This is a genomic window from Nocardia sp. NPDC050378 (assembly GCF_040655675.1).
GTDB classification, from domain to species: Bacteria; Actinomycetota; Actinomycetes; order Mycobacteriales; family Mycobacteriaceae; genus Nocardia; species Nocardia coubleae.
The window spans coordinates 246,710-260,098 of sequence record NZ_JBFAKI010000006.1 but is presented as its reverse complement, the minus strand read 5'-3'; the positions used below and the strand labels follow the sequence as shown (position 1 = coordinate 260,098).

The 13,389-nt window shown below is 68.5% G+C and carries 13 protein-coding genes; 4 read left to right on the top strand and 9 right to left on the bottom strand.

Annotated features, from left to right (window positions below; genetic code table 11):
• Nucleotides 1-32 precede the first annotated feature (32 nt).
• The 3 genes from AB0I35_RS16480 to AB0I35_RS16470 all read right to left on the bottom strand — a co-directional run bounded on the left by AB0I35_RS16480 (nt 33) and on the right by AB0I35_RS16470 (nt 2,639).
• Complete coding sequence (locus AB0I35_RS16480) at nt 33-878, bottom strand: CoA ester lyase (protein WP_357396821.1); 846 nt, start codon at nt 876-878, stop codon at nt 33-35.
• 479 nt (nt 879-1,357) lie between these two features.
• Nucleotides 1,358-1,744, bottom strand: a complete 387-nt coding sequence (locus tag AB0I35_RS16475) for a DUF427 domain-containing protein (RefSeq protein WP_357396820.1) — start codon at nt 1,742-1,744, stop codon at nt 1,358-1,360.
• Between the two features lie 13 nt (nt 1,745-1,757).
• Nucleotides 1,758-2,639: an acyl-CoA thioesterase domain-containing protein gene (locus AB0I35_RS16470; RefSeq protein WP_357396819.1), complete on the bottom strand. Its 882-nt coding sequence runs from the start codon at nt 2,637-2,639 to the stop codon at nt 1,758-1,760.
• A 65-nt stretch (nt 2,640-2,704) separates the two neighbouring features.
• Here AB0I35_RS16470 and AB0I35_RS16465 point away from each other — a divergent pair, with 65 nt between their 5' ends.
• Complete coding sequence (locus tag AB0I35_RS16465; protein ID WP_357396818.1) at nt 2,705-3,511, top strand: acyl-CoA thioesterase domain-containing protein; 807 nt, start codon at nt 2,705-2,707, stop codon at nt 3,509-3,511.
• A gap of 26 nt (nt 3,512-3,537) precedes the next feature.
• Here the strand turns inward: AB0I35_RS16465 and AB0I35_RS16460 are convergent, their stop codons facing one another.
• Nucleotides 3,538-5,055, bottom strand: a complete 1,518-nt coding sequence (locus AB0I35_RS16460; protein ID WP_357396817.1) for a fatty acid--CoA ligase family protein — start codon at nt 5,053-5,055, stop codon at nt 3,538-3,540.
• 213 nt (nt 5,056-5,268) lie between these two features.
• Here AB0I35_RS16460 and AB0I35_RS16455 point away from each other — a divergent pair, with 213 nt between their 5' ends.
• The 3 genes from AB0I35_RS16455 to AB0I35_RS16445 all read left to right on the top strand — a co-directional run bounded on the left by AB0I35_RS16455 (nt 5,269) and on the right by AB0I35_RS16445 (nt 8,293).
• A complete protein-coding gene (locus tag AB0I35_RS16455; RefSeq protein ID WP_357397016.1) occupies nt 5,269-6,195 on the top strand; it encodes an enoyl-CoA hydratase/isomerase family protein in 927 nt (308 codons plus the stop codon).
• Between the two features lie 176 nt (nt 6,196-6,371).
• Nucleotides 6,372-7,706: a CoA transferase gene (locus AB0I35_RS16450; RefSeq protein WP_357397015.1), complete on the top strand. Its 1,335-nt coding sequence runs from the start codon at nt 6,372-6,374 to the stop codon at nt 7,704-7,706.
• 41 nt (nt 7,707-7,747) lie between these two features.
• Nucleotides 7,748-8,293 (top strand): carboxymuconolactone decarboxylase family protein, encoded by a 546-nt coding sequence (locus tag AB0I35_RS16445; RefSeq protein ID WP_357396816.1) that lies wholly within the window; start codon nt 7,748-7,750, stop codon nt 8,291-8,293.
• Nucleotides 8,294-8,337: 44 nt separating this feature from the next.
• Here AB0I35_RS16445 and AB0I35_RS16440 read toward each other — a convergent pair whose 3' ends face one another.
• From AB0I35_RS16440 to AB0I35_RS16420, 5 genes are all read right to left on the bottom strand, one after another.
• Nucleotides 8,338-9,513 (bottom strand): acyl-CoA dehydrogenase family protein, encoded by a 1,176-nt coding sequence (locus AB0I35_RS16440; RefSeq protein WP_357396815.1) that lies wholly within the window; start codon nt 9,511-9,513, stop codon nt 8,338-8,340.
• Nucleotides 9,497-10,495: an acyl-CoA dehydrogenase family protein gene (locus tag AB0I35_RS16435; protein ID WP_357396813.1), complete on the bottom strand. Its 999-nt coding sequence runs from the start codon at nt 10,493-10,495 to the stop codon at nt 9,497-9,499. The genes AB0I35_RS16440 and AB0I35_RS16435 overlap by 17 nt, the downstream gene beginning before the upstream one ends.
• An 11-nt stretch (nt 10,496-10,506) precedes the next feature.
• The gene (locus AB0I35_RS16430; RefSeq protein WP_357396811.1) at nt 10,507-11,340 is read right to left on the bottom strand and encodes a mycofactocin-coupled SDR family oxidoreductase; all 834 of its coding nucleotides are present in this window, start codon (nt 11,338-11,340) and stop codon (nt 10,507-10,509) included.
• Nucleotides 11,341-11,368: 28 nt separating this feature from the next.
• On the bottom strand, nt 11,369-12,646 hold the full coding sequence (locus AB0I35_RS16425) for a cytochrome P450 (RefSeq protein ID WP_357396810.1): 1,278 nt from the start codon (nt 12,644-12,646) through the stop codon (nt 11,369-11,371).
• Between the two features lie 92 nt (nt 12,647-12,738).
• Nucleotides 12,739-13,371, bottom strand: a complete 633-nt coding sequence (locus AB0I35_RS16420; RefSeq protein ID WP_357396809.1) for a hypothetical protein — start codon at nt 13,369-13,371, stop codon at nt 12,739-12,741.
• Nucleotides 13,372-13,389: the final 18 nt, after the last annotated feature.

Sequence of the window (13,389 nt, the reverse complement as noted above, 5' to 3'; positions counted from 1 at the left end):
AAACCCACTGCCCTCGGCGCAGATCCGGGCAGTCAGTCCTGCTCGTTCTGTCCGGCCTGGGCGCGAGCGACGATGCGGCGGGCGTGGCCGAGGATGGGTGCGTCCACCATGCGCCCGCCGATCGCGAAGACTCCGTGCGAGTGTCGCGCGGCGGCGAGGGTGCGCCGGGCCCAGTCGACTTCGTCGGGGGTGGGGCGGTACGCGGCCGCGATGACCGGAACCTGCCCGGGGTGCAGCGCGACCTTGATGTCGAAGCCGGACGCCACCGCATCCTCGGCTTCCTCGGCGAGGCCGGCCAGATCGGCGATGTCGAGGAACACACCGTCGACGGCGAGTTTGCCCTGTGCTTTCGCGGCGAGCAGAGTCGTCGCCCGCAGCTGCCTGGCTACGTCGCGATACGTGCCGTCAGCATGGCGGGAGGAACTGCCGCCCAGCGCGGCGACCAGGTCTTCGGCACCCCACATCACCGCGACCACGTTCGCGGCCCCGGCGATTTCGTCCACTCGCCGGAGCCCGACTGGAGTCTCGATCAGGGCGATGATGTCGTAGCCGGCCAATTCCGCGGCGAGCGCACCGGTCTCGGCCTTGGGCAGCATGAGAACGCGGTAAGGCGACCGTGCGAGCATGTCGAGATCGTCGTCGATGTGCGGTGAATCGAGCGGGTTGATCCGGATGATCGTGCGTGCGGGGTCCAGGCGGCTCCCCCGGACCGCCTCGCGCGCAGCGGCTTTCGCATCCTCGCCCACCCCGTCCTCCAAGTCCAGGATCACGGCATCCGCACAGGCCGCCGCCTTGGCGAATCGTTCAGGCCGGTCCGCCGGGCAGAAGATCCACACAGACCCGGGCGGCTCCCAACGGGGGTCTACAGCTTGCTTCACAGACTGAACGATAACGCCATTCTCGCAGCTATATCAACCTCTTCGGCGAAGATTGCTCGACATAGACCACATTGCTGAGGATAGAATGGAAATGTAATTCTCCAAAGATCGCTTCGCGCTGACCGCCCTGCCCCGCCCCCGCCGAGTACCGGCAAGAGATGGACGACCATGCATCCTCGAATCGACCACGGCGACACCGCGATCCGAAAAGGACCACCACGGTCGAGCCGTCGGCAGCCGGCTCCCGCACCCAGCGAACCGGCCCAACCCCGCCGGGTGATCGTGCGCCAAGTGCTGGACTTCTTCGAGAAGTGCCCGGCTTGCGACTATCCCGCGGAGGCGACCGAGACCGTTGCCATCTTCCGCGACGGCCGTATCGACACAACGCTGCAGCCCACGTGCGGGCTACCGTGCGGATGGCGCGGCACGGCGCGCGAGCAACGGATCGGATGACCGGCGAGGCGCCGCGACCAGGCCGGTCAGCGTCCGCTCACGACGGGCATCGCGGCGCCGATCCGCACTGTCACGAGGTCCTGGTAGAAGGCCACGTGGCCCCGGAGCCGAGCCACCTGCGGTGCGGGATCCTCGTAGCTCCAGATCAGCGGAGTGCCGCCGTCGCCGTCGAAGTGCCAGTAGGTCGCCACGCCCTTGAACGGGCACGTGCTGGCACGCCCCTCGGCTCGCGACAGCGGCACCGCCACGTCGGCGCGGGGAACGTAGAACACGAGGCCGTGGTCCTGCTCGTCGACCAGCAGGGTTCGCGTCGATTCCGCGATCAGCCGGTCACCGAGACCGACAGTGACGAGATTGCGACGCGCGTGGATGTCGACGCGGTAGTCGGGACGGTCGAGAAATCCTCGGGACACGACGTTCTTCCTCTCAGAGCCGGGCCGCGGCCGGCACCCGCGCGTCATCGACGCGGAGGCCGCGGATCATCGCTTCCTGCGTGAAAGAGGCGAGCAGGCTGCCACTTTCGGTGTGTATCAGACCATGCACGCACGACATCCCTGCACCGACCTGGATGCTCTCGTGCGAGTACAGCAACCAGCCGTCCCATTCGACCGGTTCGTGGAATCGCACGCCGATGGTGAGTACCGCGGTCGAGAGGCTCCGGTGGGCTTGCGCAGTGCCGACTCCAGGATGCGCACGCAACGTAGTCGACACCGACAGGTGGCCGGTGAAGTGCGCCAGCAGCGCCTTGGCCAGGTCGTCACGCTCGGGTATCTGGTTGTAGCGCACCCAGGCGTGCAATTCAGGCGGACCGACCTCGTCCGGATGGTTGACATCGGCGACGCCGACGATGCGCACATCCCGGCCGCTCATCGGCATCCGCGCAGGCAGCGCCGACGCGGGACCGGCTACCTCGGGGCGTGGAACATGATGGCGCACAACATCTTCCACCGGCACATCGGCCAGCACCGACACGGTCGCGCAACACCTGCCCGCTTGCCGCACCGCGACGACCGCACCGGCAGTGGTCCGTCCCTGGTGCGTTACCTCGACCGAGAACCATACGGACTCGGCCGGGTCGACCACGCGGGTGAACACCGCGTGCGCCGACCGGATCACCTTGCCGGGCAAGGATTTCGCGCAGGCCACCAGGGACTGCGCGAGCAGCTGACTGCCGTCGACGACTTGCCGCCCGCCGCCGTCACTCGAGCCGGAGAAGGTCCCTGGTTCCGCCGGTTCGACATCGAAGATCCGCAGCATCCGCCCGACCGAAGACTCCGGCACTGCCTGCTCCGCTGCCGTCGCGTTCATCCGACCTCCCAAACAGGACGAGAATCTGATTCTCCCAATAGAGAATCTATCTTACAATGACGGCCATGCCCGACATGTGGAACGACCTTCTGTCCTGCCTCGACCTCGAACCGGTGCTCGGTATCGACAACATCGCACTCCAGGGCGGGAACCAGGCCCTGCCCTATCACCGTGTGTTCGGCGGTCAGATTCTCGGGCAACTGCTGACGGCGGCCCGGCTCGCCCGCCCGGACAAGGTGGTGAAGTCGCTGCACACCGTCTTCACCAGGGAAGGGCGCTCCGACACCCCGATCAGGTATTACGTCAGCGTCGAGCACGAAGGCCGCTCGTTCGCCACTTTGTCCATGCTTGCCTACCAGGGCGAACGAGTGATCGCCTCGGCCATCGCGTCGTTGCATGTCCCCGAGGAGGGCCCGCACCGCCAGAGCCTGCCCGCGGTCGGTCCCGTGCTCGGCCCCGAACACCGGGTCGAATTCCCTTTGCTGCCCTGGGAAGTCCGCGCGAGCGACGACCTCGACAGCATCGCCGTCGGCGCCCCCGAGTACACGATGTGGATGCGCACCCCACCGGTCGAGCCGGAGCTGGGCCGAGCGCTCACCGCCTACGCCACCGACCTGACACTGATCGGCACCGCACTGCGACCCGAAGCGGGGATCAGCCACACCGGCAACGGCACGCGGTTCCTGTCGGCGGTCACCACCCACACCCTGTGGTTCCACGGCGCCGTCCGCAGCGACACCTGGCAGATGCTGCGTCAGCACAGCCCGATCCTGTCTGGTGGCCGCATCTTCGGTCGCGGCGACGTCCTCACCGAGGACGGTCTGCTGGTGGCTTCCTACGCCCAGGAAGCGATGTTCCGCATGCAACCGTGACGATGCACGGGCCCGTGTTTCCGGGTTCAGGCGCCGGTCTGACTGTCAGCAGGCCGGCGGCTGTATTCGTCCACCAGCTCGCGCCGCAGAATCTTCCCGGTCGGTGTGGCAGGCAACGCATCCCGGAAAACCACCTTGTCCGGGGTGCGTGAGCCGCGCAAGCCCGCGCGCGCGAAGCCGCGCAGCTCCTCCGGGTCGGGATCGCCGTCGGGCACCACGACAGCCACGATGATCTGACCCCACTGCTCGTCCTCGACCCCGATGACCGCGACCTCACGCACCTGCGGATGCTCCACCAGCACGTCCTCGATCTCCGCGGGCGCGATGTTCTCACCCCCACGAATGATGGTGTCGTCGGAACGCCCACCGACATAGAGGTATCCATCGGTGTCGAGCACGGCCACGTCCTTCGTCGGAAACCAGCCGTCCGGGTCGAGGACGGACCCGATGCCGGTGTAGCGGCCCGACACCTGCGCGCCCCGGACGTACAGCTCGCCCGGCGCGCCTGCGGGCAGCACGGTACCGTTCTCGTCACGGATCTGCAGCTCGATGCCGGGCACCGGGGTTCCGACCGAACCCAATCTGCGAGCCACTGCCGGGTTGTCGGTGGCCAGCGCCGCACGATGCTCCTCGGGCCCGAGAACCGCGATGGTCGAACTGGTTTCGGTCAGTCCGTACGCGTTGACGAAGCCGACGTCGGGCAGCAGGCGAAGGGCCTTGCGCAGCAGCGGCAGGGCGACCTTGGAGCCGCCGTAGGCCAAAGTGCGCAGCGACGGCAGTGTCGCACCGGTGTGTTCCAGTTCGGCGACGATTCTGGCGAGCATGGTCGGCACGACGGTCGCCGTGGTCACCGATTCCCGACGCGCGGCCGCGATCCATTCCGCCGCGTCGAATGAGCGCAGGTACACCACTTTTCGGCCCGCGTACAGATGTGACATCGCGGCACCGACGCCGGCGATGTGGTACGGCGGCACGCACACCAGCGCTGCGTCGTCCGGCGCGGCGGAAGCGAAGTCGACCGTGCCGGTGATGTAGCTGACCAGATTGTGGTGGGTCAGTTCGACCGCTTTGGGTGCGGACGTCGTCCCGGAGGTGAACAGCACGACCGCCACCTCGTCAGGGGCGGCATCGAGTGCGGCGGGTTCGGCCGCCGCCGCTCGCGCGCGGAAATCCGTCGAACGGACAACGGCGACAACAGAATCGGAAACCGCACTCGCGACGGTGTCGTGGTACTCGTCGTCGCAGACGATCAGGGGTGCGTCCAGCCGGGCGATGAGCCCACCGAGTGCGCTCGCGCCGAGCCGGTAGTTCAGCGGCGTGAAGGGCAGCGCGGCACCGGCGCAGGAGAACAGCAACAGCGGCAGCAGATGTCCGCCGGTCCCCACGTAGGCGACGCTGCGGGCGCGTGACTCGGTGAGCACCGCGGCACCACCGTGCGTCAGTTCGCGCAATCGCGCTGTCGTCCAGTGTGTTTCGCCGCAGACCACCGCGGTCCGGTCCGGATCGTTCGACGCGGCCATGTCGAGCAGTAGCGCAATGCTCATGTCGCCCTCTCCACGGGCAACGCTCGTCGGCGGGGCGACGCAGTCGATGCCGCGATATTGCATTCTTCGTTCAGGAGAATAACATATCCATAGCAGTGCCCTGCGCAGCGAGAGGCGGTAGCCGTGATCCGAGTGGTCGGCGCTTTCGACACCGCGGACTTCGACGCCGCTGTGACACCGCCCGGTGTCGTCGTCGCGGTCGCGGCGGATCCCGTGGCTGCCTCGGGCGCGCATTGGCTCCAGCACGCGACGTTCACGCTCACGACGGTGGCCACGGCCGACCCCCGCGTCGTCACGGTGCCGTCCATCGCGCGGGCTCTCGATCAGATCCGGCAGCACTGCCGATCCCGTCCACTGGCGGCCACGGTCTGCGATGCCGTACTCCGCGCCGGGCAGCCGTCACCGAATGTCGAGCATGGGCTGCTCGTCGAGTCGCTGGCGTATTCCACCCTGCAGAGCGGACCGGAGTTCGCTGCCTGGCTGCGTACCCGGCGGGCGGCGCCGGGTGAGCCGGAGCCCGGTGAGCCGCTCACGGTTCGTCGCGACGGACCCGCTCTGCACATCCGCTTCACCCGACCGCACCGGCACAACGCGTTCGACGACCGCACGCGTGCGGCGCTGCTCGACGCGCTGGCCATCGCCCGGTGGGACGATTCGATCCGCGCGGTCGAACTCAGCGGCGCGGGTCCGAGCTTTTGCAGCGGTGGGGATCTCACCGAGTTCGGCCGATTCACCGATCCGGTGCGCGCCCACCTGGCACGCACCGAGTACAGCCCGGCGCGGGCACTTAACGCGCTGGCCGAACGTCTCGGGCCGGGGTTGCGGGCGCACATCCACGGCCACACCCGGGGCAGCGGCCTCGAAATGGTCGCCTTCTGCGGTGTCGTGAGCGCGCACCCCGACACGATGCTCGGCCTGCCCGAACTCCGGCTCGGCCTCATCCCCGGCGCGGGCGGAACGGTGAGCGTCGCGCGCCGCATCGGCCGCTGGCGCACCGCCTACCTGGTACTGAGCGGACAAACGATCGACGCGCGAACCGCCCTGGATTGGGGGCTGGTCGACGAACTCACCGAGCCGGTCACGCACCGGCACGACTCCCACCGCGCCCCGAGGGGCATCACCCCAGGACTTGCACCGTGACTGCCGCCCGACCCGCACGCGCGGCACAACCCGACCGAACCTCGCGACCCGACGAGCACTGCACCACTGCCGCCCGTACAGCCACGCCCGGCACACAACTGAACCGGCCCTCCCCACCCGAGGACTACCCCACCGAGACCCCCACGCGAAGCACATCCAGCACCGACCCCACCAGGATCCGGCCAAGCCGTGAGCACCCGGACACAGCCGCCGCGCAATGGGCCGCCTCCGGCGCGCTCTGGTTGACCGGCGATCCGGCGGGCAAGCCCGACCACAGCCGGGCAGCGATCGTGTCACGAGCTCGCCTGGTCGCCGACTCCTTCACCGCGGCTACCGGGGTTCCGATCGACGTTGGAATCGAATTGGCCGGGCGCGCAGCACAACTCGGGTTGAGCCGCCGCGGGCGGATCTCCGCGGGTGGCGCGACACGGCTGCTCGAGGCCAGCGACGGGTGGTGTGCGCTCACCCTGGCCAGAGCGGGCGACTGGGCAGCAGTCCCTGCGCTGGTCGCGACAGCGGACTACGGAACGGCACCGGGACCGGACATTCGGGCTTCCAGCACTGCCGATTCCGTGGTGGCGGACGCATGGAAGGCGATTACCCGATGGTCAGCGCAGCGACCAGCGACCGATGTCGTGGCGCGCGCCCGTCTGCTCGGATTGCCCGCGGCGGTCCTCGGCGAGCAGGCACCGGCCCGGCCGATCGTGCGGCGCATCGGACCGGCGGGTGCCGCGCGGACTCCGGCCGGATGCCTGGTGGTCGACCTGTCCTCGATGTGGGCGGGCCCGTTGTGCGGGCGACTGCTCAGGCAGGCAGGCGCGACTGTGATCAAAGTCGAGAGCCCGTCGCGCCCCGACGGCACCCGCGCGGGCGCACCAGCGTTCTTCGACTGGATGAATGCGGGAAAGCTCTGCTATGCAACGGATTTCGATGATGCTCGGCTGTTACGCGAGCTGCTTCTGCGCGCCGATGTGGTACTGGAGTCGTCCCGGCCCGCAGCGCTGACCCGCCGCGGCCTCGGCCCGGAACTCCCCGCTCGGCCGGGTCGGGTGTGGGCACGGATCACCGCCCACGGCACCGGGCACGGCGCGCACTGGACCGGGTTCGGCGATGACGCCGCGGTGGCCGGTGGGCTGGTCGCCGTCGGGGCCGGCGGCCCCTATTTCTGCGCTGACGCCGTGGCCGACCCACTCACCGGCCTGAAGGCGGCTCGCGCGGTCGTGGAATCCCTCGCCCGCGGTGGCGGCGAGCTGATCGAACTGTCGCTGAGCGCGGTCGCCGCGGAATACGCGGCTCTACCGATCGTTCCCGCGACGCCCGGCCTCCTCGCCGCCCGGCCTACGGCACCGACGGTCACCGCACACGCCTCACGGCTGGGCGGCGACAACGCCGCGGTCCATCTCCTCGCGGACTCACTGTCGCGATCGGACCACACCGGGCCGGTCGACGCGCACGGCACACTATGCCATTCTCCATTGAAGAGAAGTATATTCTTCAATGACACGAATTGAGTTCAGCCACGGTCGCTTTCGCGCACCGGAGAGGAGCCCGCATGGCTCTGCCCCCGCTTCCCGAGGACCAGTGGGACGACGATGTCGACCACGCGCTGGCGCGCATGCTGCCCAAGGAGCGACGCAACCCCACCGAGGCGGGCAACGCGCTCTCGGTGCTGGTCAACCATCCCCGGTTGACTCGCGCCTTCCTCGGTTTCAACACACACCTGCTGTTCGGCTCGACCCTCAAACCGAGATTGCGCGAACTGGCCGTGCTGCGGGTGGCGCACCGCCGCGAGTGCGCCTACGAATGGCAGCATCACGTCGAGATGGGGCGGGCCGCCGGGCTGACCGACGCCGAGATCGACGCGGCAGCCCGCACCGGCACCGCACCCGACGCGTTCGACCGGCTGGTGCTCGACGCGGTCGATGAACTGGACGAGAAATCGGCACTGTCGGAGCAGACGTGGACGGCCCTGGGCACCCGGCTCGACGACCGTCAGCGGATGGACTTCGTGTTCACCGTCGGCTGCTACACCACCTTGGCCATGGCGTTCAACACCTTCGGTGTCGCACCGGACGAGACCGCTGCCATGCCGCACTGAACTCACCGGGCGCGCGCTCCCCGCCGGACGCGCGCCCGGTGCCGTCACGCCCGCGGCAGGCCGAGCACTCGCTGCGCGATGATGTTGCGCTGGATTTCCGAGGTGCCGCCTGCGATGGTCCCGCTGAAACTGCGCAGGTAGCGCTCGAACCAGCTGCTCGAGAAGTGGTCGAGGTTGAGCGCATTCTGCGGTGCGGTCATCCGGGGATGACCCAGCCCGTCCGGCCCGGCGGTATCGAGGGCGTGTTCGGTCGCCGCCTGCACTGCCTCGGACCCGAGGACCTTGAGCACCGACAGCGCGGGCACATCCGGTTCGCCACGCGATTCCTTGGCCAGCGCGGCCGAACCGAGCAGCCGCAGCGCGTAGCTGTCCATCACCAGCCGGGCGTAGGCGTCGTTGTCGAGCGCGGTGCGCGGGCGGAAATCGGTGAGCAGATCCTGCAAGCGGTCGGCGAAACTGAGCCAGAGCAGGGTGCGCTCGTGCCCGAGCGAACCGTTGGCCACCGACCAGCCCGCGTTCTCCTCCCCGATCCGGTTGGCCACCGGCACCCGCACGCCCTCGAAATAGACCTCGTTGAAGTCCAGGTCGTCGGGTGCGCAGGCAGAAGGGAACGGGCGCACCGTCACCCCGGCGGTGTCGGTCGGGATCAGCAGCACGCTGATCCCCCGGTGTTTGGGCGCCGCCGGATCGGTGCGGACGAACGTGAGCAGCACATCGGCGTCGTGCGCCCCCGAGGTCCACACCTTCTGCCCGTCGACGACGTAGTGGTCGCCGTCGCGCACCGCTCTGGTCCGCAACCCGGCCAGGTCCGAACCGGCACCCGGCTCGCTCATCCCGAGCGCGGCGGTGAGCTCGGCCCGCAGGATCGGCACCGCCCATTCCCGTTGTTGTGCAGGCGTTCCGAACGACAGAATCGAGGCGGCGATGATGCCGACGCCCTGCGGATTGAAACTGTGATAGATCCGCCGCCGCGACAGTTCCTCGCGGTAGACGTATTGCTGCAGCAGGGTGGCGTTGCGGCCCCCGAACTCCGGGGTGTTGCCGGGCAGTAGCCACCCGTTGTCGAACAGGGTGCGCTGCCAGCGCCGGGCCCATTCCGGTACGTCAGCACTGGATTCCGAGCGCTGCACCGCTTCGGCCTCGCTGGGCAGATGCTCGGCGAGGAAGTCGACGAACTCGGCCCGGAAGGCCTCGACCGAGGGATCAAAGCTGAGTTGCACGGTATTCCTCCGTCACGTGGACCCGGTGTTCGGCCGCACCGCCGAGCAGCAGCTCGCCGGCCTTGGCGCGCTTGAGCGCGAACTGCAGATCGTTCTCCCAGGTGAAGCCCATGGCACCGAACAGCTGCACGCCATGGGCGAACACCGTGGATTGACACTCCCCCGCCGCGGCTTTCGCCATCGATGCCGCCAGCCGCTGTCGCGGATCGTCGACCGATCGGCACAGCGCGGCGAAGAAGCCGAGGGCATGTGCCCGTTCGATCGCCACGTGCATATCGGCGGCCTTGTGCTGCACCGCCTGGAACGACCCGATCGGCACCCCGAATTGGGCCCGCCCACGCACATGGTCGAGCACCAGATCCAGGATCCGGCGGCAGGCACCGACCGTGGTCAGCGCCATACCGGTGAGCGCGCACTGCTCGGCGTGCACCACGCGGGCGCCTACCCGGTCGGCGGGTGTGACCCGGACCGCGTCGAAGGTCACCTCGGCCAGGTGCAGCACCGGGTCGAAAACCGCTGTGCGCCGGGCTGTCACGGCCTCGGCGGCGACCACGAATACCCCGGCGTCGGTGACCACGGCGAACTGCTCGGCACGATCGCCGTCGAGCACCTGGTGCGCGGTGCCGTGCAGCCGCCAGCCCACCCCGTCGCGCGCGGCGGTGACCCCGCCGTACACCGCCGCGCCGGGACGCTCCACCCGGTCGGTATCGGGTACCAGGGGCGCGAACTGAGTCATCGTGGCCAGGAACGGTGTCGGGTCGGTGGCCCGGCCCAGTTCCTCGCACACGATGCCCAATTCGATCGCGGCACCGGGCCCGGTGAGCTCGGTCCAGCCGAGTCCGACATAGGTCTGCCACAGAGCCGTGGGATCGGCGTCCTTGTCGACGATCTCGCGCACCAGGGCAGGCGGGCAGTGCTTGGCCGCGACGTCACGCACGATGTCGCGCAACAGCCGCTGCTCGGTGTCGAACTCGAACAGCATCGAAGCCTCCGCTACTTGAGCATGCTGCCGGCGTCGACCGGCAGCGAGACACCGGTGATGAACCGGGCCTCGTCGGACACCAGGTACAGCACCGCGTTGCTCACATCGACGGGATCCACCCACGGCGTGGGCAGGGTGTGGAACATCCGGCAGATCGGCTCGAGATCGGCCGGGCCCGGGTTGTCCAGATCCGGCCGGAACAGCTTGTAGGTGCCCTCGTTGAGCAGCATCGAGGTGCTGACATGCGTGGGGTGCACCGAATTGACCCGGATGGACTGGTGCCCGTGTTCCACCGCGAAGGTGCGCATCAGGCCGACCACACCGTGTTTGGCCGCCACGTAGTGCCCGACATTCGGGTAGGCCTTGAGGCCACCGACCGATCCGGTCAGCACCACCGCGCCGCCACCCGCCGCGACCAGGTGCCCGATACCGGCTTTCACGGTCTTCCAGACACCGCCCAAATTGACCGCGATCATGTCGTCCCACAGCGTTTCGTCCAGGTCGGCCAGCGGGCCGCCTTCGTTGCCGATGCCCGCATTCGCGACGATGATGTCGAGCTTGCCCAGCTGTTCGACACCGCTGTCCACCGCGGCCTTCAGCGCGTCGTAGTCGCGCACGTCGACCTCGGCCGTCACCACCCGCCTGCCTTCGGCCTTGACCAGTTCGGCGGTCTCGGCGAGGTCCTCGGGGGTGGACATGGGGAAGGGCACATTGTCGAGCTGTTTGCAGACGTCGACGGCGATGATGTCGGCGCCTTCCTGCGCCAGTCGCACCGCGTGGCTGCGGCCCTGGCCGCGGGCCGCGCCGGTGATGAAGGCGACCTTGTTCTCGACCCGTCCGGTCATCGTGAATCTCTTTTCTTCGGTGGGGAATTCAGGACTGAGGGGTGAAGGTGACGTGCAGTTCGGTCAGGCCGCGCAGGATGTAGGTCGGCTCGTAGCGGTAGTTCCGGTCACCGGCGGGACCGTGGTGCTGTTCGTCGATCCGGATGTCGAGCATCCGGTCCAGAATCCGCTCGATCGACACCCGTCCCTCGACCCGCGCCAGCGGTGCGCCCGGGCACGAGTGGACACCGCGTCCGAAGGCCATGTGCTCACGGAAATTGGTTCTGCCCAACTGGAATTCGTGCGGGTTGTCGAAGCGGCGCGGATCGCGGTTGGCCGCACCGGGGCAGAACATCACCGTCGAGCCGACCGGGATCTCCACGTCACCGACGGTGGTGTCGCGCAGGGCGAGCCGGAACCCGGACTTCACCGGCGCGTCCATCCGCAACGTCTCCTCGATGAAGGCGGGTATCAGGCTGCGGTCCTCGCGCAATGTCTGTTGCAGATCGGGATGGTCGCCGAGGATGCGCATCGCGGCGCTGAGCAGTTTGGCGGTCGTCTCCTGGCCCGCGGCGAAAAGGAAGGTGGCCGAACGCACCACGTCGATCACCTCGGGCGTGGAGCCGTCGGGATACTTCGCCAGCGCGAGGGAGGTCAGCACGTCGTCGCGCGGGTTCTCCCGGCGATCGGAGATGTAGCGGACGAACTTGTCGTCGAGCCACGCCAGCGGATTCGAGGCGAGCACCTCGTCGTCGAGGGCGCCGACCCGGGTCCCGGGCTGCGAGGCGCCGAGCACGATGCGGAACTGCGCGTGGTCCTCCTCGGGGACTCCGAGCATGTCGGCGACCACCAGCAGCGAGAACGGTTTGGCGTAGTCGGCGAGGAATTCGGACTTGCCCGCGGCCAGGAACTCGTCGAGCTGGCGATCGGCCAGCCGCCACATGAAGTCCTCGTTCTCCTTCAGGCGGGCCGGGGTGAGCAGCCGGTTCAGCACCGACCGCGCGTAGGTGTGTTGCGGCGGGTCCATCGTCACCATGTGCTCGTACATCGGCAGTTGCGCGCGATGCTGTTCGAGCAGCTCGGTGATGTCGTCACCCTCGATCGCGAAAGGCAGCGGCGGGAACGGTCCACCCACCGCGATGGCCGAGGAGAACAGGCTCGGGTCGCGCAGCACCTGCAGCGATTCCTCGTAGCCGGTCACCGCGTACACCCCGTAGTGCGATTCCTTGCTGACCGGGCACTGCGCCCGCAGGTGATCGAAATACGGGTGGGGATCGGGCACGAGCGCCGGATCGGTGAAGTAGTCGACGGTGTCGAAATCAGTCATTCGTGCTCTCCTCGAAAACGTCACTATTCTCTCGCGAGAATAGCATTCTCCAATAGGTATGGTAGGCCCCTGCACGGCGATCACCGCTCAGCTCAGGGCAGATACACCCGGCTGGCGAGCCAGCGGCCGTCGACGAGCTGCATGGTCATCAACACCCGGCTGCGATCGATCCGCGGGTCGGCCGACGCGGCATTGGTGACGGTCTGGTCGATGAACAGCAGCACCTCCACCTCGGTCTCGGTCGCCGATTTCACCGCCGCCTCGAGCACCGTCCCCTTGCCGGTGGCCTTGTTCTGCTGCAGCAGCTCGCGCAACTGGCCGCTCGATCGGGTGTACATGTCCCGGAATTCCCCGGTCGACCCGTCCAGCACGGCGGCGAAATCGCTGTCGAGCCGGGTGGAGTCGACGCTGGTCAGCGTCACCCCGTAGGCGCGGGCAGCGGTGACCGCGGCCGCGGCGGCGTCGTCCACCGCCTGTTCGTGGCGCAGTCGCGTGCCGAGAAACACCGCGGCCGCGACGGCGACGATCGCGACGAGGGCAAGGGCGGGCACCGCCGCGCGACGGGCGAAGCGCACCACGCGCGCACGCCGCCCGGCGGCCGGCTCGGCGTCGTCGCCGGCGGGTTCGGCCGACGACGAAATCTGTTCTTCGGCAGCGTCTTCCGATCCGGTCTTCGGCTGCTCGGCCGTCGGCCGGTCGGCTTCTACAGTCTCGGTGTCACTCATGGTGTCATTCCTCGCGGT

Bases quoted from the DNA above. Each gene is read 5' to 3' on its own strand.
- AB0I35_RS16470 (WP_357396819.1), bottom strand. From the start codon at position 2,639: ATGAACGCGACGGCAGCGGAGCAGGCAGTGCCGGAGTCTTCGGTCGGG.
- AB0I35_RS16465 (WP_357396818.1), top strand. From the start codon at position 2,705: ATGCCCGACATGTGGAACGACCTTCTGTCCTGCCTCGACCTCGAACCG.
- AB0I35_RS16460 (WP_357396817.1), bottom strand. From the start codon at position 5,055: ATGAGCATTGCGCTACTGCTCGACATGGCCGCGTCGAACGATCCGGAC.
- AB0I35_RS16445 (WP_357396816.1), top strand. From the start codon at position 7,748: ATGGCTCTGCCCCCGCTTCCCGAGGACCAGTGGGACGACGATGTCGAC.
- AB0I35_RS16435 (WP_357396813.1), bottom strand. From the start codon at position 10,495: ATGCTGTTCGAGTTCGACACCGAGCAGCGGCTGTTGCGCGACATCGTG.
- AB0I35_RS16430 (WP_357396811.1), bottom strand. From the start codon at position 11,340: ATGACCGGACGGGTCGAGAACAAGGTCGCCTTCATCACCGGCGCGGCC.
- AB0I35_RS16425 (WP_357396810.1), bottom strand. From the start codon at position 12,646: ATGACTGATTTCGACACCGTCGACTACTTCACCGATCCGGCGCTCGTG.
- AB0I35_RS16420 (WP_357396809.1), bottom strand. From the start codon at position 13,371: ATGAGTGACACCGAGACTGTAGAAGCCGACCGGCCGACGGCCGAGCAG.